Raw genomic sequence first — 19,172 nt, 5'->3', positions numbered from 1 at the left:
GCGGCCAGGTCCGCTGCTACGGGCCGCCTGGCAGGCTTTGGGTGCCTGCCGGGCCAATGCCCGCTACAATGCACGCCTTGACCGTGATCACCCAGACCAGAAAAACATGTCCCTACCCAAGCACCACCTGGAATTGCTCAGCCCTGCCCGTGATGTGGAGATCGCCCGCGAGGCCATCCTGCACGGTGCCGATGCCATCTACATTGGCGGCCCAAGCTTTGGCGCACGGCACAACGCCTGCAACGAAGTGGCCGATATCGCCAGGCTGGTGGAGTTCGCCCGCCGCTACCACGCGCGCGTGTTCACCACCATCAATACCATCCTGCACGATGATGAGCTGGAGCCGGCGCGCAAACTGATCCATCAGTTGTACGACGCCGGGGTAGATGCGCTGATCGTCCAGGACCTGGGGGTAATGGAACTCGACATTCCGCCCATCGAGCTGCACGCCAGCACCCAGACCGACATCCGCACCCTGGACCGGGCCAAGTTCCTCGACCAGGCCGGCTTTTCGCAGCTGGTACTGGCGCGCGAGCTGAACCTGCAGGAAATCCGCGCCATCGCCGACGAGACCGACGCGGCCATCGAGTTCTTCATTCACGGTGCCCTGTGCGTCGCATTTTCCGGGCAGTGCAACATTTCCCACGCCCAGAACGGCCGCAGCGCCAACCGCGGCGACTGCTCCCAGGCGTGCCGCCTGCCCTACACGCTCAAGGATGACCAGGGCCGCGTGGTCGCCTTTGAAAAGCATCTGCTGTCGATGAAAGACAACAACCAGAGCGCCAACCTGCGCGCTCTGGTCGAGGCCGGCGTGCGTTCCTTCAAGATCGAAGGCCGCTACAAGGACATGGGCTATGTGAAGAACATCACGGCCTACTACCGCCAGCGCCTGGACGACATCCTCGAAGGGCGCCCGGACCTGGCCCGCGCGTCCAGCGGCCGCACCGCGCACTTCTTCGTGCCCGACCCGGACAAGACCTTCCACCGCGGCAGCACCGACTACTTCGTCACCGACCGCAAGGTGGATATCGGCGCCTTTGACACCCCGACCTTCACCGGGCTGGCCGTGGGCGTGGTGGAGAAGGTTGGCAAGCGTGACCTGCAGGTGGTCACCCATGAGCCGTTGACCAACGGTGACGGCCTCAACGTGCTGATCAAGCGCGAAGTGGTGGGTTTCCGCGCCAACATCGCCGAGCCAAAGGGCGAGTTCGAAGAAGAAGGCGAAAAGCGCTACCGCTACCGCGTGGAACCCAACGAGATGCCGGCCGACCTGTACAAGGCGCGCCCCAACCATCCGTTGAACCGCAACCTGGACCACAACTGGCAGCAAGCCCTGCAGAAGACCTCCGCCGAGCGTCGTATTGGCCTGGCGTGGAAGGCCCAGTTGCGCGAGCACCGGCTGGAATTGACCGCCACCAGCGAGGAAGGCATCAGCGCCAGCGTCGCGCTGGATGGCCCGTTCGGCGTGGCCAACAAGCCTGAGCAGGCACTGGATCAACTGCACGACCTGCTTGGCCAACTGGGCACCACCCCGTACCACGCCACCGACATCAAGCTGGACGCGCCTCAGGCCTACTTCATTCCCAATTCGCAACTCAAGGCCCTGCGCCGCGAAGTGATCGAAGCCCTGACCGCCGCCCGCGTCGCCGCCCACCCACGCGGTGGCCGCAAGCCCGAGACGGATCCGGCACCGCTGTACCCTGATTCGCACCTGTCGTTCCTGGCCAACGTCTACAACCAGAAAGCCCGCGACTTCTACCACCGTCATGGGGTGAAACTGATCGACGCCGCCTACGAGGCCCATGAAGAAGCGGGCGAAGTACCGGTGATGATCACCAAGCACTGCCTGCGTTTCTCCTTCAACCTGTGCCCCAAGCAGGCCAAGGGCGTGACCGGCGTACGCACCAAGGTCGCGCCGATGCAACTGATTCACGGCGATGAAGTGCTGACCCTGAAGTTCGACTGCAAGCCGTGCGAGATGCACGTCATCGGCAAGATGAAGGGCCACATCCTCGACCTGGCGCCGCCAGGCAGCAAGAAGAGCGTGGTGGGGCATATCACCCCCGAGGACCTGCTCAAGACCATTCCCCGCGCCCCGCACTGAGGCCTCGACCGCGGTGTAGCAGTGGCCGCCAGGCCGCTGCCACAGGCCCTGGGTCTGGACTTCAGGCCAGGTGCCTGGCCCAGTCCGCGACTGAGTCGCCGCTGCTGATGCTTCCCTGCACCAGACCGTCGACCATGAAGGTGGGCGAAACGTGGATGCCGTTCTGACGCGCATACTTGCAATGCCATTTTACTTCCCGGTCCAGGTCGGGAATGGCAAACGCGTGCGCGAGGAGGACGCCGCTGTACTGCTCGATGCGGGCGATGATGTCATTGGGCGTGGCATTCAGGTTGGGGCCGCCGGCATGGTGGCTGAACTCGAATTCCTCACGGTGACGGGCCACGGCGTCCAGCACCGCCTTGGCGGCGTGCTTGCCTTCAGGCAAGGTCGAAGCGGCCAGGATGCAGCGTACGATCACCCCCGAGAACAGATGCCAGGGCTGGGATTGCAGGCGAACCTTGATGGTCACGCGGTCCTCGCCAACCAGATTCAGCAACTCGTCGAGCTTGTTGAACGCCTTGACCGAGAACGGGCACGTGGGTTCGAGGAACACCTCGAACATGCGCGGACCGTGGCCCCAGGTCAGCGGGTCGGCGTGCCAGGTAGGCTTTTCCATGGGTTTCTCCTTGAAGTGGGCTGACGATTATAAGCAGGTACGGCCGCTGTTGAGTCGGACTCGGGGTCACCACGCGTACCGGTTGCACCCCGCGCTTTTGGCCCGGTACATGGCATGGTTGGCCGCTTCGGTCGGAAATACAGGGCAATTGGGAGGTATTAGCTTATCTCCATATGTTATTTAAACTAAGTTCATTATACCTATATTGTCTGTCCCATCCTTTCGATGACAGTCAGGCAGAACAGTCGATGAACGCTTTCAAACCTCCTTTCGCACGCTTGAGCAAACTCACCACTGCCCTGGGGCTGGGCCTGTCGCTGTTGGCGGGTAGCCTGGTGGCACCGGCCACTGCCCAGGCCGAAGGCCAGTTGCGCATCGCCGAACAGTTCGGCGTGGTGTACTTGCTGCTCAATGTGGTTCGCGACCAGCACCTGGTCGAGAAGTACGGCCAGAAGGAAGGCCTGGACATCAAGGTGGACTGGACCCAGTTGTCGGGCGGGTCGGCGGTCAACGATGCCCTGCTGGCAGGCTCGGTGGACATCGCCGGCGCCGGGGTGGGCCCGCTGCTGACCGTCTGGGACCGTACCTACGGCCGTCAGAACGTCAAGGCCGTGGCTTCCCTGGGCAACTTCCCCTACTTGCTGGTGACCAACAACCCGCAGGTCAAGACCATCGCCGACTTCACCGCCAAGGACCGTATCGCCGTACCGGCGGTGGGGGTGTCGGTGCAATCGCGCTACCTGCAATACGCGTCGGCCAAACTGTGGGGGGACAAGGACTACGCACGTCTGGACCCCTACTCCATCAACCTGCCGCACCCGGACGCGGCCGCGAGCATCGGCTCGGGCGGCACCGAGGTGACCGGGCACTTCTCCAACCCGCCTTTCCAGGAACAGGAAGTGGCCAAGCCCGGCGTGCATGTGGTGCTGGACACTTACGACCTGCTGGGCCCCAACTCGCCGACGCTGCTGTTTGCCACGGAGAAATTCCGCAACGAAAACCCCAAGACCTACCACGCCTTCATGGAAGCCCTGGCCGAGGCCGCGGACTATATCCAGAAAGACAAACCGGGCGCCGCCGACACCTACATTCGCGTGACCCACGCCAAGATCGATCGCACCGAGTTGCTGAAAATCATCGACAACCCGCGGTTCGAATTCACCATCAACCCGAAGAATACCTACCCGCTGGCCGAGTTCATGTACCGGGTGGGCGCCATCAAGCACAAACCGGCCTCGTGGCAGGATTACTTCTTCGTGGATGAGAAGCCGCTGCAAGGCAGTTGATCGAGCCGTGACGCCATGTACCCGGGCCGGGCCGGGCGCCCCGCGGTCTTCAGGTAGTAAGCAGTGGCCCCTTCCCGAGCTTCGCCCGGTCCCACAGGGAACCCCCAACCACCGCGGCCAACCCTGTGAGACCGGGCGCCAGCTCGGGAAGCAGGCGCCGCGATCTTCAGGCAGTACGCGGTGAGCCCCTTCCCGAGCTTCGCCCGGTCCCACAGGAAACCCCCAACCACCGCAGCCAACCCTGTGGGACCGGGCGCCAGCTCGGGAAGCAGGCACCACGGTCTTCAGGCAGTAAGCAGTGGCCCCTTCCCGAGCTTCGCCCGGTCCTACAGGAAACCCCCAACCACCGCGGCCAAACCAGTAGGACCGGGCGCCAGCTCGGGAAGCAGGCACCACGGTCTTCAGGCAGTAAGCAGTGGCCCCTTCCCGAGCTTCGCCCGGTCCCACAGGGAACCCCCAACCACCCCGGCCAACCCTGTGAGACCGGGCGCCAGCTCGGGAAGCAGGCGCCGCAGTCCTCTGGTAGTACGCGGTGGCCCCTTCCCGAGCTTCGCCCGGTTCCACAGGGAACCCCCAACTGCCGCAGCCAACCCTGTGGGACCGGGCGCCAGCTCGGGAAGCAGGCGCCGCAGTCCTCTGGTAGTACGCGGTGGCCCCTTCCCGAGCTTCGCCCGGTCCTGCAGGCTGCGGGAAGCATCGATTACTGCATAACAATAAATTAAATGATCAAGTATTTGCATATTAACTTATAACGAAACAAACCTTCCCACCTCCTCGTTTACCCTCTAACGTCCGTTTCACAGTCCGACCCTACGCTGCGGAGGCCCACTGTCCCCATCTTCCGACGCGAGGGTTGCCCATGAGCACCGCTGTACCCCCTTCCCTGAACCAACAACTGGCCGACCTGCACGCCGAACGCGTGCGTACCTGGGACCCGGCCGCCCTGCAGGTCAATATCAACCAGCGTGCGCGCCTGGTGGCCGAGGCCGCTGGCCGAGCGTTTGTCCAGGCAGGCGACCCGGTGGCGCCTTTCGCCCTGCACAGGGTTGAAGGCGGCGAACTGAGCCTCGACAGCCTGACCCGCGTGGGCCCGGCCGTGCTGGTGTTCTTCCGCTTCGCCGGCTGCCCGGCCTGCAACATCGCCATTCCTTACTACGAGCGCCACCTGCAGCCAGCACTGCAGGCCCGCGGCGTGCCGCTGGTGGCGGTCAGCCCGCAGGTGCCGGAGCGCCTGGTGGAAATCAAGACCCGCCACGGCCTGACCCTGCAGGTCGCCAGTGACCGGAACAACCAGCTGGCCCGGCGCCTGGGTATTCTCTACAGCTTCGACGACGCTTCACGTCAGGCGGCCGAGGCCAAGGGGTCGCATATCGGTACCGTGACCGGCACGGGCACCTGGGAGCTGCCACAGCCAACGGTGGTGGTGATCGGCAGCGACCACCGCGTGCACTTCGCCCAGGTCAGCCCCGACTGGCTGGTGCGCACCGAAGCGCAGCCGATCATTGCCGCGGTCGACGCCCTGCTCGCCCGTGCCACCCCCAGCCCCGCCATTGCCTGAACAGGAGTCGTCGCCATGGGCGCGGAACACGCTATCGACCTCGAACAATCCCTTGTCGTCACCCCACTGGAGCCTACCCTGGGCGCCGAGATCAGCGGCATCGACCTGAGCCGGCCGCTGACCGCGGCCCAGCGCGACCAGGTTCACGCGCTGCTGCTCAAGCACAAGGTCATCTTCTTCCGGGACCAGCACATCACCAGTGCCCAGCAGGTGGCCTTTGCCCGCCAGTTTGGCGAGCTGTACGTGCACCCCACCACCGAAAAGCAGGACGCCAACCTGCCCGAAGCGCACCTGATCCTGGCCGAGGATGCACGCCTGAGCTATGGCGACGCGCGCAAGGGCCGCTGGCATACCGACACCAGTTGGATGCTCAAACCCACCTACGGCGCCGTGCTGCGGGCGGTGAGCCTGCCGGCGGTGGGCGGTGACACCGTGTGGGCCGACAGCGGCCTGGTGTACCGCGGGTTGCCACCCGAGGTGCGCGAACGCATCGACAACGCCTTCGTCACCCACAACTTCAAGTCGTCCCTGGACCGCGTGGGCTACCCCTACCCGATCCTCGCCCACCCCCTAGTGCGCACACACCCCGAGACGGGCGAGGACGCGCTGTTCATCAACTTCTCCATGTCACCGCAAATCATTGGCTGGTCCCAGGAAGACAGCCAGGCCCTGGTGGCACTGCTGTTGCGCGAGTACAGCAACCCCGAGTACCACGTGCGGTTCAAATGGACCGAGGGCGCCATCGCTTTCTGGGACAACCGCGCCCTCTTGCATTACCCGGTGTACAACTACGGCGACTTTGCGCGCGTGATGGAGCGCGTGCTGATCGCCGACGATGATATCCCCCACCGCCTGCGCCGCTGACGTGCGCGCAGCCGGTCTGGCCTCATACCGGGAATGCTGGCGCCGTGGCCTGCTAGGCAGGACTGTCGAAGGCCACGCGCATTTCCAGTGTCAGGTCGCTGCCATCGCGTAATGCTTGCAGCCGTGCCAGGGGAATGACATGGCTGACGCCGTTGAGCGACGTGACAGGCCGGTCACTCGCCAGTTCGATCGTCGTTGCCGAACCGTCGCTGAGGTTGCCCTGGGCACGCAGCCAGTAACGCTGGCCCAGGGTGATCAGCGGCCAGGCGACGACCGTGGCCGTGGCATCGCCGTTCAGGTTCGACACGTTCAGGTCAGCCCCCTGGGCCTGGGTGATCGCCGGCGTCGGCAGCGCGCTTTGGGGCATGCCCGATACCTGCAACCGCAGCGCGGGGGAAGTACCGATCGACTGGCCATTGCGGAACACGACACACACCACCTCGACCGTCGAGTCCAGGCTGGTGGCGATGACCGCGCTGGGCACATTGACGAGCGCCGTGCCGCTGATGGTCACCGGCCCGGAAAGGTTCGCCGCAGGCGTGCCGTCCAGGTAGCGCCATACCACCGACACCGTGTCGCCCACAGCCAGCCGAGAGTCGGTCAGCACCACCGTGGCAGTATTGGCGGTATTGGAAGTGTTCGGCCGGATCGGGCTCAGGGGGTTGGCCTGCCCGCCGGTGGCGTCGATGACGATGGGGGCAGGCCAGGGTTGCTGCCCCGCCTCGCCGATGGTCAGGGTAAGAAACCGCGAACTGCCGATGATCACCCCATTACGCCGTGCGTCGTACCATATGTCCACGGCCCCGTTGGCGTTGCCGGTGACATAGGGCACCTTGGCGATCTGCACCAACAGGTCACCGGTGCTCGGGAAGGATGCAGTGGGATTGATGCTTGCATCCGGCCGGCCGTGCCAGTGCACGGTGATACTGTCACCGGGCAGCAGGACGGTGTTGGCCCTGACCACTACGTTCACGGTATTGCCCACCTGGCCGGGGTCAACCTGGCCTCCCGGGAAATGCGGATCGGTTTCCGGCGCTGGCAGGGTATTGACCTGGCCACTGACCGCCAGCACCAATACGTCAGAAGGGTATTCCTGCCCCAGGGAGGCTACTCGATAGCTGACCCGTAACGAACCGCCCACCAGCGCCGTGGCATATGCTTTTTCGACCTGGAAACTGATCGGCAGCCCGATCTGCGAGGCTTGCTCGATAGGCCGCGTCCATGTCTGGTAAACGCTACCACCACTGGCGGTGATGCCCTCCCACACCAGGGTCACGCCCTGCCCGACCGCCATGAAGCCATAGGCTGGCACGACCACTTCCTGGTGGCTGCCAGTGATCAAGTCAGGGTTATAGGTGGTGCCCGTGACCCCGGTCAGGCGTGGCACGGCCAATTCCACCGGCTGGCCGACAAGGCCTACCGTGACACGCCGCGAGCGGCTCGGCACACCGGCTTTGACGCCATCGTAGTACACCGTCGCCGTGCTGCCCACCAGCGCGGCCGCTTGGCTGTTGGGCACGTACAGCGTGACCCGGGTAGCCGCCTGGGTGATGCTGAAGGGTAGCTTGAAAAGCACCGCCGGCCCGACAACTGGCTGGCCCGTCCAGGTCAGCGTACCGGCGGACGGCACGTCCAGGTTGCCATTGACCGGCACCTGGATGGCCACGTCGCGGCCCCCGAGCGCGTCCATATCCAGTACATCGTTGTCATCGGCATCACGCACCGCAGGCGCCAGCAAGGCGTTGGCCCCTTCCACGTCAATATGCTGGGCAACGCTGAACAGTGACCAGTTGCTGACCGTGTCACGGATATCGTAGGTGACGGCCAGGTTGATGCCGGGGTTATCGCGGATGATGTCGGCACTGATCACCAGGCTCAGGGGCCCGCCACTGGCTTCGGCGGCGGACACCTGTTTGGTGACCGGCACACCGCTCCAGTACACCGTGATCAGGTCGTCGGCCGTGATGTGCTCGTAACGGGGGATTCCGACCACCAGAGCCCCCTGGTCAGCCGGCATTGACGAGGGAATGCCGGTGACGGGCCGCAGGCGTTCGTTGATGTACGGCGTACTGGAGTCGGGGTCAGGGTTGCCGGGCACCGTACGCTTGACCAGAAAAGGGGCATGCTGATGGGACGCGCGCTCGCCACCGCCCACCAGGCCGGTAAGGTGATAGTGCACTTGGGCGATACCGTCGGGAATGTCCCCCGGGAAAACCCGAAAACTGATCTGGGAGAGCTCTTGGTCGCCGCGACTGATCGTTTCGCTGGCCACTACCAGGTCGTTCCAATAAAGGTCCAGGCGGTCACCGACGCCCCAGTCCAATTGCACGACGACCTGCACGAGCACCGCCGTTCTGGGGTCACGCAGGTCGCTATTGTTCAAACCACCATGCACCAGCACGCTGGGAATGATAGCCGGTGACAAGGTCGGCAGCAGGCCATCGTGGCGTTTCGGATTGACACGTCGTTGCTCGTTTAGCGTGACGCGGCGCAACGCCTGGCTGAGGGTGGTCATGGGCTTAAACCTCCAAGTGAGAGGTCCGAGTCTAGAAGCGGGCCGCAGGGCTGTAACCTGTCAGATCTGACAGGCCGGCCTTCAGACCGCCTCGGCCACCACCACCTGATTGCGGCCCTGGGCCTTGGCGCGGTAGAGGGCCTGGTCGGCGTTGTTGATCAGCTTGTGCAGGTCCTGGGCATCGGTGTCGGCCTGGGCCAGCCCCAGGCTGGCGGTCACGTGCCGCACCGGTTCGAGCTCCAGGCGGGCGATGGTACGCAGCAACTGCGCGGCGATGGCTTCGGCCATCTCCAGGGAGGTATTGGGCAGCAGCACGGCGAACTCCTCGCCGCCCAGACGCCCGTGAATGTCCGCGGCGCGCAACGACGTGCTGATCACCCGGCCGATCTGGCGCAGTACCTCGTCGCCCACGGGGTGGCCGAAGGTATCGTTGATGAACTTGAAATGGTCCATGTCCAGCATCAGCGCACACACCGGCATCTGGTTGCGCTGGCAGTACTTGAACGTCTGCTGGGCATGCTCGAAAAATGCGCGGCGGTTTTTCAGGCCGGTGAGTTCGTCGGTCTGGGCTGCATAGGTGGACAGCGTATGGGCGCGTTCGATTTCATGGGTCAGGCGATAGGCTTTTTCCAGCGCCTCGGACAGTTTGTGGGTGGCCTGGAAGACGAACGAGGCGAACACCACCACCGCCAGGGCGATGCCAACCTGCAGCGTGCTGGGCTGAAACAGCAGCCACACCGTGCACGGCGCCAGCACCAGGCCGATGGACACCACGGTCATGTGCCGGTAGGCCGAGTAACAGGACACCGCGCTGACCGACATGCCCACGGCAAACAGCATCACGAGGGCCTGGGCCAGCAGGTCGTCGGCGGGAATCACCGCCAGGGCGCCCACGCCCCAGATCGTGGCTGAAGACACCAGGGTGAGCCAGTAGGGACGTTCCCAGCGCGCGGGGGTGCGCTCGGCGAGGGGGCTGCGAAAATAGCGAAGGAACACACTGCCGCGCACCAGCATGGAGACCGCCAGCACGGCCAGCCAGCACGCCGCCACGTTGTGATCGAAGCGGTCCCAGCCCAGCCAGACCAGCATCACAGCGGCCAGGTAGCTGCCGAACAACGCCGACATCGATTGGCGGAACAACTGTTGCAGCTGGTCGGTACGAACCTGTTCGGCGATCTGTAGATCCTGTTGCTGCTGCCGTCCCCGATGATCCATGCAGTCCGCCTGATCCTGAGTGCTGCGACGAAAAACCGATTGTCGCACCCAGGGGCATGGCAGACAACCGGCGCGAAGGGGTAGCGGCCGTCAGGCCGCACCCCAGGCGCCGCGTGGCATCAGGCACCCACGTTTCAGTCAGCCGCGGCGTACGGCGATGCCGTCGATTTCCACCAGCGCGCCCGGCAACGGCAGGCCGGCGACCTGAATGGCGGTGCGCGCCGGCTTGTTGGGCTGCTCGGTAGTACCGAAGAACGGCAGGTAGCCGGCCTGCAGCCCGGCGAAGTCCAGACGGCCTTCCAGCTCCGGAACGCCCACCAGAAATACCCGCAACTGCACGATATCGCCCAACCCGAGGCCCTGGTCCTCCAGCACCTTTTTCAGTTTGCGCAACACCGACTCGGTCTGGGTACGGGTATCGCCGTAGGCCGCCGAAGTGCCCTGGGGCGCCTGAGGGTCGGCGACATCGGGCAAGGCGCCGCTGAGGAAGACCAACTCGGCACTGGCCGGTACGCTGACGGTCTGGGAAATGGGGGAAGTGGCAGGGCCGGTACGCAGAATGTCGTGGCTCATGGTGGATACTCTCTTTATCTGAAAAGTGGAATGAATTCAGGACGCCAAGGCCGTTTGCCGTTGGCGGATCACATGCTCGGCCAGTTGCCCGACCACCCGGCGCGCCGAGTTGGCGGCCGATTCCTGCCAGATGCCGATGCCGTTCTGGCCCAGGCCATCACTGGCCAGGTACACGCGGCCCTGGGGCTCTTCCAGCAGGGCATGGGCATCGGCGGGGAAATGCTCGCGTTGCAGCCACGGGCCTTCGCTGTACGCCACTTGCTCCCAGGACACGGCCAAGGGGTGGCGCAGGCTGGCCGAATGGCCGGGGTGCAGCAGCTCCACGGCTTCGGCTGAAGCCGCATACTGGGCGTCGAACGCCTGGCGGCCAAACGCCGCGGCGCCCTCGCCCGTCACGTAACCGGCCACCAGCAGGCCCTCGGGGCTGTTGAGTTCGTTGCTGGGGTACCACAGCAGGCGCGCCGGATGTTCAAGCCACGACAGGCCGCCGTAGATGCGGTACTCACGCTCCCAGAAGCGCGGTGCCTGCCACGCTACCTTGGTGGCCTGGTCATTGCGGGTGGTGTGCAGGGCTGCCTTGAAGGGCTCGCTGAAGTCGGTATCCAGGCGTGCCAGCAGGGGCAAGGGAATGGTCGAGATCAGGTAGTCGGCCCGCGCCACCTGAGGGTCGCCACCCACGCCATCATCAAAGGTGACGCTGACGCCCTCCTCGTTCTGGCGTACCTGGCGCACCACCGCGCCCAGTTGCAGCTCGTCACGCAGGCGTTGCTCGAAGGCGTGAGTGATACGGTCCATGCCCCCCACGGGCTGCAGCATGGTGGCGGAAAACTCCGGGTACTCGGTGTGCAACAAGGCTCCCCACAGTTCAGGGTGCAGCAAACGGTCCAGTGACACCGGGGCAGCAAACGCCGGCAACGAGCCCGGTGCCGGCTTGGCCACGCCGTGCCCAGCGCGCACACTGCCCTCATAGACCAGCTCCTGGGACAGGTCGCCATAACCCTGCAGGAAGGTCAGCAGCCGCGTGCGTTCCTCGGCCGACAGTTGATCATCCAGTGCATCACGGTTGACCGCGGTGGCCAGCAACCCGGCCAGGTGCCCGCGGGTGTCGTTGAGGGCCTGGCGCACACTGAATGCCGGCTGTTCCAGGTCGGGGCGCAACTGGGCGCTGTGGCTGGTGTTGACCAGCACTTCCAGGGGCACGCCCAGCTCACTGCAGTAATCGAGGATGGTCCGGTGCTGGCTGGGCAACCGCGCGGGGCCGGCGTTGAAGTACAGGCCGGGGGCGAACTCGGCGGTTTGCTGGCGGCCGTCCAGGTACTCGACCCGGTCGCCATTGCGCAGGGTCCAGTTACGACCGCCGGTGCGCTTGCGTGCTTCCAGCACCCGTACCCGGAAGCCGGCGCGCTTGAGTTCGTGGGCGGCCACCAGGCCGGCAATGCCCGCCCCGAGGATCAGTACGCTGGCGCCCTGCCCGGCCTGGGGCCCATAGTCCAGTGTCTGGTGCTGCAGGTGGGTGGAAGGGCCCAGGCCCAAGGCTGCCAGTGCGGCCTGGGCGGCTTTTTCGCCGCCTACCGCACTGATGCTGGCCAGGGCTTCGCGTCGTGTCAGTGCCATGGTGGTGCTCCTTTCAGTCCGGCAGGCCCGGTGGGTTGATCTGCGAATGGTCGATGCGCTCGGCGTCCAGGCCCCAGCGCTGCAGCACGGCAGCGTACTGGCCACCGGCGATGGCGCCTTCCAGCGCGGTGTGGATCGGCTGCACCAGGCCGTTGCCCTTGCGCAGCGTCACGGCAATGTCGGCCTGCAGCGGCCAACCGCCGTTGACCAGGCCCACCTCCCGCAGGTTGCCGCGCGTGGCCTTGATGTAGGCCAATATCGAGTTGGGGGCGAAGATGGCGTCCACGCGCCCTGATTGCACGGCCAGGGTGGCGGCGGCCTGGTCATCGAAATACATCAGCGTGGCCGGCTCCAGCCCTGCCTTCTCATTCGCCTCGTTCCAGGCCAGCAAGACCTTCTCCTGGTTGGTACCCGAGCCGACGATAATTTTCAGGCCGGCCACGTCCTTGGCTTCCTTGATCGAGGTCAGGCGGCTGCTGTCCTTCACGTAAAAGCCCAATACGTCCTGGCGGTAGGTGGCGAAGTCAAAGCGCTTCTTGCGCGACTCGGTGACCGTGACGTTGCTCAGCACCGCGTCGTATTTGCCGGAGCTGACGCCCAGGGGCCAGTCCTCCCAACTGGTCTGCACCACCTTGAGCTCCAGGCCCAGGCTGTCGGCGATCAACCGGGCGGTGTCGGCCTCGCTGCCGATGGTGGTCTTGTCGTCACTGGCCAGCAGGGCCAGGGGCGGGCCCGAGGCGCCGGCCACCGCCACGGTGAACTTGCCGGGTTCGGCGAACTTGAAGCCGGCAGGAATCTGGGCAATGGCCGCCGGGTTGCGGGGCGCGTCGATGTGCGCTCGGTTGGGGCTGAGGTCGAACACCGGCGGGGCCTCGGCGGCCAGGGCCGGTAGCGCGAACGCGGTGCCGACCGCAAGGGCCAGCAAGGCAAGGGGGCGTGTCATGGCAGTCATTCCTTTAACAGAGGGGCGGTCAGCACCTTGCCCAGGAAGGCAGCGGTGCGTGGGTGGCGCGGGTGGTGGAAAATCACTTCAGGGGGGCCTTGTTCCACCAGCTTGCCGTCGCAGAGGAACACCACATGGTCGGCCACTTCCCGGGCAAAACCGATTTCGTGAGTGACCACCACCAGGGTGGTGCCGGTGGCGGCCAACTGGCGAATGACGTCGAGCACCTCGCCCACCAGCTCCGGGTCCAGGGCCGAGGTGGGTTCGTCGAACAGCAGCACTTTGGGCCGCAGGGCCAGGGCCCGGGCAATGGCCACCCGTTGCTGCTGGCCACCGGACAATTGCCGGGGGTAGGCGTCGGCCTTCTCTTGCAAGCCCACCTTGGCCAGCAGCGCCAGGGCACGCTCACGGGCTTCGCCACGGCTCCACAGTTTGTGCGCCAGCGGCGCTTCGGTGATGTTCTCCAGCACCGTGAGGTGGCCGAAGAGGTTGAAGTTCTGGAACACGAAGCCCACGTCCAGGCGGCGCTTGAGCACCTCGCGTTCCTTGAGCTCGTGCAACTGGTTGCCCTTGCGCCGATAGCCCACGTATTCACCGTCGATGGTGATGTGCCCGGCGTCGATTTTCTCCAGGTGGTTGATGGTGCGCAGCAGGGTCGACTTGCCCGAGCCGGATGGCCCGAGGATCACCGTCACCTGCCCCGGGTCGACCGTCAGGTCTATATTGTCCAGCACCCACTGGTTGCCAAAGCGCTTGCTCACGCCCTGGATTTCGATGCGCCCTTCAGCCATGGGTCTTCTCCTTCAGCCAGCCACGCAAGCGTTGCAGCGGCGTGGGCGGTAGATTGCGCAGCGCCCCTCGGGCGAAATACCGTTCGATGTAGTACTGCACGCTGGTCAGCACGGTGGTGATCAGCAGGTACCAGACGGTGGCCACGATCAGCAGCGGAATCACCGCCTGGGTGCGGTTGTAGATAACCTGCACGGTGTAGAACAGCTCCGGCAGGGCCAGCACGTAGACAATGGAACTGCCCTTGACCAGGCCGATCACTTCGTTGAATGCCGTGGGCACGATAGAGCGCAGCGCCTGGGGCAGAATGATGCGAAAGATCCGCCGGCGTGCCGGCAGGCCCAGGGCCGCGGCGGCTTCGTGCTGGCCGTTGTCCACGCTCAGCACGCCGCCGCGGATGATTTCAGCGGTGTAGGCGGCCTGCAGCATGCCCAGGCCCAGCACTGCCACGGTGAACTGGCTGAGCACGTCCACCGTTGACCACTGGTAGCCGATGTCGGTGAACGGCACGCCCAGCCAGAGGTGGTCGTACAGATAGCCGAAGTTGTAGAGAATGATCAGCACCAGCAGGGCCGGCATGGAGCGGAAGAACCAGATATAGCCCCAGGCCAGCGACGCCAGCAGCGGCGACCGCGACAGCCGCGCCAGCGCCAGCGCAGTCCCCAGCACGGCGCTGATCAGGGTCGCCAGCAACGTCAGCAGCAAGGTCTTGCCCAGCCCCTTGAGCACCGCCGGGGCCAGGAACCACTGGGCGAATACCCCCCATTCCCAGCGCGGGTTGGTGGCCAGGGAATGGACGATGCCCACCAGCACGGCAGCAGCGAACAGCGTGCCCACCCAGCGCCCCGGGTGGCGGGCCGGCACGATCTGCAGCGCGGCCGGCGGCACCGGTTTCGCTGCGGGCGCAGCGTCGTTGCGGTATTGAACGGCTTCGGAGACGATCGGCATGGCAGGTTCCTCTTAGAAGGCGTAGGTCAGGCGGGTGTAGTAGTAGCCACCGGTGAAGCCGTAGGGCGAATACACACCGTAGCCGCTGACCATGGTGGAAGACGGCACCCCTTGTTTTTTCGGGTACACGTCAAACAGGTTCTTGGCGCCCACCGCCAGGCTGAGGTCCTTGGTCAGGTGGTACCCCACGTCCAGGTCGGTGATCCACTGGGCTTTCCACACCCGGTCCAGGGAGCGGTCGCTGGCGTCGTTCACTTCCTTCCACGAGCCGTAGCGCGTCAGGCCGAGGTTGACGTCGAACTTGCCGATGCTCCAGTCGCCCCCCAGGATCAGCTTGGTCTTGGGCTGCACGCTGGTCAGCAGGTTGCGCGCCTTGCGGTCCATCAACTCGTATTCGGTGCCCCCGATGGTGGTGCTGCCGGTGGAGCTGAGGATCTCGGTCTCGTTCCAGTTGAACGCCGCGGTGTATTTCAGCGAGCCCCAGTTGCCCAGGTCCTGGCTGTAGTTGCCCACCAGGTCCAGGCCTTTGGTGCGGGTGTCAGCGCCGTTGAGGAAGTACTGGCCACCGGAGGTGGAGCTGATGCCGTTGGCCTGCAGCACCTGGGTGACTTCGTCGCCCAGCAGCGTGCCGGTCAGGGTGATGCGGTCGCGGATGTTGACCACGTAGGCATCGGCGGTGAAGCTCAGGCGGTCGGCTGGGGTCCAGGTCAGGCCCAGGCTGAAGTTGGTGGAGCGCTCAGGCTTGAGCGAACTGGCCCCCAACGCCTTGGCCGCGGCCGAGTCCACCGGCAGCACGCCGTAGTTGATCGATTGATACACGCCGTCGACCACGCCATAGGTGGTGGAACGCGCACTGAAGATGCTGTTGGCCAGCGACGGGGCACGGAAGCCGTTGCTGACCGTGCCGCGAATCGCCAGTTGCGGGGTGAACTCGTAGCGGGTGGTGATCTTGCCGCTGCGGGTGCTGCCCACGCCTTCGTTGTAGTGCTCGTAGCGCAGCGCCGTGCCCAGGTACCACTGGGGCAGCGGGTTGATGCCGAAGTCGACGTAGCTGGCGACGCTGTTGCGACTGGCGCTGGCCTCGTCCGCCGGCGAAATGCCGTTGGTGACCTGGGCGCCAGACGAGGCGCAATTGCCCGGCGCCACGCAGTAACCGCCATCGGCATAGGACGCATAGTCGCCCTTCTTCACTTCATAGCTGTCGCGTCGGTGCTCCAGGCCCCAGGACACGTCCAGCGGTTTGCTCAGGCCGATGTCGTAGTTGCGCTTGAAGTCCAGGTTGGTGGTCAGCTCATCCGACACCCAGGTGCCGTTGGTGAAGCTGTTTGGCGTGGCTTCGCCCAGGGAGGGGTTCTGGTTGTGGAACGTGCCCTGCTCCGCCTCGTTGCGCCCGTAGGTGGTGGACAGGTCCCAGTCCCATGCGCCTGCCAGGCCCTTGGCGCCGAAGGCGGCCTGGTAGTCGTCCTCGGTGATGGTCCAGGTGGGCGTGTAGCCGGCCGGGTAGCCGTTGGGGCCGGTGGTGATGGTGTTGGTGATGGTGGGCAGGCGGAAGTTCTGGCCCTGCTCGGCCTCGCGGTGCGACACGGTGCCGAAGGAGTACAGGCTCAAGGTATCGTTGAGCGGCAACTCGGCGTTGTAGGCCAGGTTGTACAGGTCGATCTTCGGCGTACCGTAGCCACCGTAAGTGGACTTGCCGGCCTTGTCGTAAGCCTGGGCGTAGGTGTAGCCGTTGGCGCTGGCCTTGTTGTCATCGTTCTGGTTGCGGGCATCCAGGGACAGGTGGACGATGCCGCCGTCACCGATCTCGAAGCCCTTGTCGATGCTCTGCTGCACAGTCTGTTTCTTGCCGTCGTAGCCCTGGCCGACGTTGGTCACCGAGGTGCCGCTTGAATCGGCCTTGAGGATCACGTTGATCACCCCGGCGATAGCGTCCGAACCGTACTGGGCGGCGGCGCCATCACGCAGCACTTCGACGTGGTCGATGGCGCCGATGGGGATCATGTCCAGGTCCACCGGCGCGGCGCCGGTGTTGATGCCATTGATGTTCAGGGTGGCGGCGGTATGACGGCGCTTGCCGTTGACCAGCACCAGCACTTCGGCAGCGTTGAGGCCGCGCAGGTTCGGCGCGCGGGCCATGCCGCTGGCATCCCAGCCAGTCTTTTCCGGCAGGGTCAGCGAGGGAATGGCCGCGCTCAGGGCTTCCATGAGGCCGGGCTTGCCGGTGGCCTGCAGTTGCTTGGCACTGACCACGTCGATCGGCACCGGGCTGCTGGTGACGGTACGTTGCTCGGCACCGCGGTTGCCGGTGACCACCACGGTGTCCAGGGCGCTGTCCTCAGCGTGGGCAACGGTGGCGAAAAGGATACCGGTGACGGCCACGGCCAGCGGGCTGAGGCTCAAGGTGGGGGTGAAAGGATTGCGTCCACTGCGTTGGCTGACGAATTCCATACCTGGGGGTGACTCCCGTCCAACACCTGCGAGGCGGGTACCCGTCCGGGGTACCGATAGGCTGCAGGCCTGTTCTGATGGATACCATCCGGGGGTGGGGGTAGGTGGTCTGAAGGCTAAGGTATGGGAATAAGTGAGCGCTGTATAATTCTATTTAGACATAAAACTATATGATTTTATTTTATTGTTTTTTGTATGTTAGATCAGCTATTTGAATGTCTTGGCATGCCTGAAACGAACGCGGCGCCTGGTTCCCGAGCTTCGCCCAGTCCCACAGAGGCATCTGTACCTGCTCTGTGGGACTGGGCGAAGCGCGGGAACCAGGCGCCGCGGTAGGGCAGCCCGGCTCAGGCTGAAATTTTCAGCCCTGCATCAATGCCACGGGCCAGGGTATGGCGGTTCTCCACCACCGGCAGCCCCAGGTGCCCACGCAAGGTGTCATGGATGTACTCCTCGCGGAACAACCCCTTGGCCTGCAACAACGGCAGCACCCGCTCGGTGAACGCCTTGAACTCGCTGGGCGCGGTCACACGGATATTGAAGCCATCGGAAGCCCCCTCCACGAACCACCGCTCGATCTCGTCTGCCACCGTCTGCGGCGAGCCGACAAAGTGCGAGAACGGCGTGGCGAACCGCAGGGCCGCCTGGCGCAAGGTGAGCTTCTGCTCGCGCGCCACCTGTTTGATGTGCTCGGCGTGCCCCCGGTAGCCGTTGCTGCCCAGGTCACCCAGTTCCGGGAACGGCGCGTCCAGCGGGTACTGCTTGAAGTCGTGGTAGTTGAATGGCCGGCCCAGGTGCACCAGGGCTTTGTCCAGGTCGAGTTCACCGTGCAGTTGCCGCTCGATGGCCCGCGCTTCTTCATCGGTGTCGGCGATGATTGGCGCGATGCCGGGCAGGATCACCACATGCTCGGGGTTGCGCCCGGCCTGAGCGGTGCGCCGCTTCACGTCACGGTAATAGGCCTGGGCGTCTTCGAAGTTGTCGACCCCGGCGAAGATCCCCTCGGCGAAATCCGCTGCCAGCGCCCTGCCCGACTCGGAAATGCCGGCCTGAAAAATCACCGGCTGGCCTTGCCTGGACCGTGCGATGTTCAGCGGCCCGGTCACCGAGAAGAATTCGCCCTTGTGGTCCAGACGGTGCTGGCGGCTGGGGTCCAGGAACTGCTTGTGCTGTTTGTCGCGCGGGAAGGCATCGTCCTCGTAGGAGTCCCACAGCCCCTGGACAACCTCCAGGTGCTCGCGGGCCTTGCGATAACGCTCGGTATGGTCGATGTGTTCCTCACGCCCGAAGTTGCCGGCGGCCCCTTCAAGCCCGGTGGTCACCACGTTCCACCCCGCGCGCCCCTGGCTGATCAGGTCCAGGGAGGCGAACTGGCGCGCCACGTTGAAGGGCTCGGTGTACGAGGTGGTCAGGGTCGCCACCAGGCCGATCTTCGAGGTCGCCCCGGCGATGGCCGACAGCAGGGTCAACGGCTCCAGCCGGTTGAGATAATGCGGCGCCGAATCCGGGGTGATGTAGGGGCTGTCGACGATGAACACCAGGTCGAATTTGGCGGCCTCGGCCTGGCGCGCCTGTTCGCGGTACCACTCGATGTTGACGCTGGCATCCCCCGGAATCTCGGGGCTCAGCCAGTCGGCCTGGCCGGTGCCCACGCCCGTGAGGATGGCACCCAGTTTCAGTTGTCGGCTCATGCTGCTTC

The 19,172-nt window shown here is 64.9% G+C and carries 14 protein-coding genes; 4 read left to right on the top strand and 10 right to left on the bottom strand.

Annotated features, from left to right (window positions below; all coding sequences use genetic code 11):
• The first annotated feature begins 106 nt into the window (after positions 1-106).
• Positions 107-2,104 (top strand): peptidase U32 family protein, encoded by a 1,998-nt coding sequence (locus QBK88_RS25075; RefSeq protein WP_277964138.1) that lies wholly within the window; start codon positions 107-109, stop codon positions 2,102-2,104.
• Between the two features lie 61 nt (positions 2,105-2,165).
• On the opposite strand, the gene QBK88_RS25070 is transcribed toward QBK88_RS25075, so the two are convergent.
• Positions 2,166-2,720 (bottom strand): thioredoxin, encoded by a 555-nt coding sequence (locus QBK88_RS25070; RefSeq protein ID WP_277964137.1) that lies wholly within the window; start codon positions 2,718-2,720, stop codon positions 2,166-2,168.
• A 248-nt stretch (positions 2,721-2,968) separates the two neighbouring features.
• On the opposite strand from QBK88_RS25070, the gene QBK88_RS25065 reads away from it, so the two are divergent.
• The 3 genes from QBK88_RS25065 (at position 2,969) to QBK88_RS25055 (ending at position 6,428) form a co-directional block, all read left to right on the top strand.
• A complete protein-coding gene (locus QBK88_RS25065) occupies positions 2,969-4,006 on the top strand; it encodes an ABC transporter substrate-binding protein (protein ID WP_277964136.1) in 1,038 nt (345 codons plus the stop codon).
• An 859-nt stretch (positions 4,007-4,865) separates the two neighbouring features.
• Complete coding sequence (locus QBK88_RS25060; RefSeq protein ID WP_277964135.1) at positions 4,866-5,564, top strand: peroxiredoxin-like family protein; 699 nt, start codon at positions 4,866-4,868, stop codon at positions 5,562-5,564.
• 15 nt (positions 5,565-5,579) lie between these two features.
• A complete protein-coding gene (locus QBK88_RS25055; protein ID WP_268142012.1) occupies positions 5,580-6,428 on the top strand; it encodes a TauD/TfdA dioxygenase family protein in 849 nt (282 codons plus the stop codon).
• Between the two features lie 52 nt (positions 6,429-6,480).
• Here the strand turns inward: QBK88_RS25055 and QBK88_RS25050 are convergent, their stop codons facing one another.
• The 9 genes from QBK88_RS25050 to QBK88_RS25010 all read right to left on the bottom strand — a co-directional run bounded on the left by QBK88_RS25050 (position 6,481) and on the right by QBK88_RS25010 (position 19,164).
• A complete protein-coding gene (locus QBK88_RS25050) occupies positions 6,481-8,943 on the bottom strand; it encodes a hypothetical protein (protein WP_277964134.1) in 2,463 nt (820 codons plus the stop codon).
• A gap of 81 nt (positions 8,944-9,024) precedes the next feature.
• Entirely contained in the window at positions 9,025-10,158 is a 1,134-nt protein-coding gene (locus QBK88_RS25045; RefSeq protein WP_277964133.1) for a GGDEF domain-containing protein, read from the bottom strand.
• Positions 10,159-10,296: 138 nt separating this feature from the next.
• Complete coding sequence (locus QBK88_RS25040; protein ID WP_277964132.1) at positions 10,297-10,731, bottom strand: RidA family protein; 435 nt, start codon at positions 10,729-10,731, stop codon at positions 10,297-10,299.
• A 36-nt stretch (positions 10,732-10,767) separates the two neighbouring features.
• On the bottom strand, positions 10,768-12,345 hold the full coding sequence (locus QBK88_RS25035; RefSeq protein WP_277964131.1) for an FAD-dependent oxidoreductase: 1,578 nt from the start codon (positions 12,343-12,345) through the stop codon (positions 10,768-10,770).
• Between the two features lie 13 nt (positions 12,346-12,358).
• Positions 12,359-13,297 (bottom strand): ABC transporter substrate-binding protein, encoded by a 939-nt coding sequence (locus QBK88_RS25030; RefSeq protein WP_277964130.1) that lies wholly within the window; start codon positions 13,295-13,297, stop codon positions 12,359-12,361.
• Positions 13,294-14,079, bottom strand: a complete 786-nt coding sequence (locus tag QBK88_RS25025) for an amino acid ABC transporter ATP-binding protein (protein ID WP_268142006.1) — start codon at positions 14,077-14,079, stop codon at positions 13,294-13,296. The genes QBK88_RS25030 and QBK88_RS25025 overlap by 4 nt, the downstream gene beginning before the upstream one ends.
• Positions 14,072-15,025, bottom strand: coding sequence for an amino acid ABC transporter permease (locus tag QBK88_RS25020; protein WP_277964129.1), 954 nt, complete (start codon positions 15,023-15,025; stop codon positions 14,072-14,074). The genes QBK88_RS25025 and QBK88_RS25020 overlap by 8 nt, the downstream gene beginning before the upstream one ends.
• Before the next feature lie 12 nt (positions 15,026-15,037).
• On the bottom strand, positions 15,038-17,473 hold the full coding sequence (locus QBK88_RS25015; protein WP_277964128.1) for a TonB-dependent receptor: 2,436 nt from the start codon (positions 17,471-17,473) through the stop codon (positions 15,038-15,040).
• A gap of 347 nt (positions 17,474-17,820) precedes the next feature.
• A complete protein-coding gene (locus QBK88_RS25010; protein ID WP_277964127.1) occupies positions 17,821-19,164 on the bottom strand; it encodes an LLM class flavin-dependent oxidoreductase in 1,344 nt (447 codons plus the stop codon).
• Between the last annotated feature and the right edge of the window lie 8 nt (positions 19,165-19,172).

Origin of the sequence: Pseudomonas sp. RIT-To-2 (assembly GCF_029623465.1) — a bacterium.
GTDB lineage: Bacteria > Pseudomonadota > Gammaproteobacteria > Pseudomonadales > Pseudomonadaceae > Aquipseudomonas > Aquipseudomonas silvicola.
Note: the sequence above shows the minus strand (reverse complement) of the source record. Positions and strands in the feature narration are given on the sequence as shown.

Coding starts and splice junctions, on each gene's coding strand:
- QBK88_RS25075 (WP_277964138.1), top strand. CDS start 107: ATGTCCCTACCCAAGCACCACCTGGAATTGCTCAGCCCTGCCCGTGAT.
- QBK88_RS25070 (WP_277964137.1), bottom strand. CDS start 2,720: ATGGAAAAGCCTACCTGGCACGCCGACCCGCTGACCTGGGGCCACGGT.
- QBK88_RS25065 (WP_277964136.1), top strand. CDS start 2,969: ATGAACGCTTTCAAACCTCCTTTCGCACGCTTGAGCAAACTCACCACT.
- QBK88_RS25060 (WP_277964135.1), top strand. CDS start 4,866: ATGAGCACCGCTGTACCCCCTTCCCTGAACCAACAACTGGCCGACCTG.
- QBK88_RS25055 (WP_268142012.1), top strand. CDS start 5,580: ATGGGCGCGGAACACGCTATCGACCTCGAACAATCCCTTGTCGTCACC.
- QBK88_RS25050 (WP_277964134.1), bottom strand. CDS start 8,943: ATGACCACCCTCAGCCAGGCGTTGCGCCGCGTCACGCTAAACGAGCAA.
- QBK88_RS25045 (WP_277964133.1), bottom strand. CDS start 10,158: ATGGATCATCGGGGACGGCAGCAGCAACAGGATCTACAGATCGCCGAA.
- QBK88_RS25040 (WP_277964132.1), bottom strand. CDS start 10,731: ATGAGCCACGACATTCTGCGTACCGGCCCTGCCACTTCCCCCATTTCC.
- QBK88_RS25035 (WP_277964131.1), bottom strand. CDS start 12,345: ATGGCACTGACACGACGCGAAGCCCTGGCCAGCATCAGTGCGGTAGGC.
- QBK88_RS25030 (WP_277964130.1), bottom strand. CDS start 13,297: ATGACTGCCATGACACGCCCCCTTGCCTTGCTGGCCCTTGCGGTCGGC.
- QBK88_RS25025 (WP_268142006.1), bottom strand. CDS start 14,079: ATGGCTGAAGGGCGCATCGAAATCCAGGGCGTGAGCAAGCGCTTTGGC.
- QBK88_RS25020 (WP_277964129.1), bottom strand. CDS start 15,025: ATGCCGATCGTCTCCGAAGCCGTTCAATACCGCAACGACGCTGCGCCC.
- QBK88_RS25015 (WP_277964128.1), bottom strand. CDS start 17,473: ATGGAATTCGTCAGCCAACGCAGTGGACGCAATCCTTTCACCCCCACC.
- QBK88_RS25010 (WP_277964127.1), bottom strand. CDS start 19,164: ATGAGCCGACAACTGAAACTGGGTGCCATCCTCACGGGCGTGGGCACC.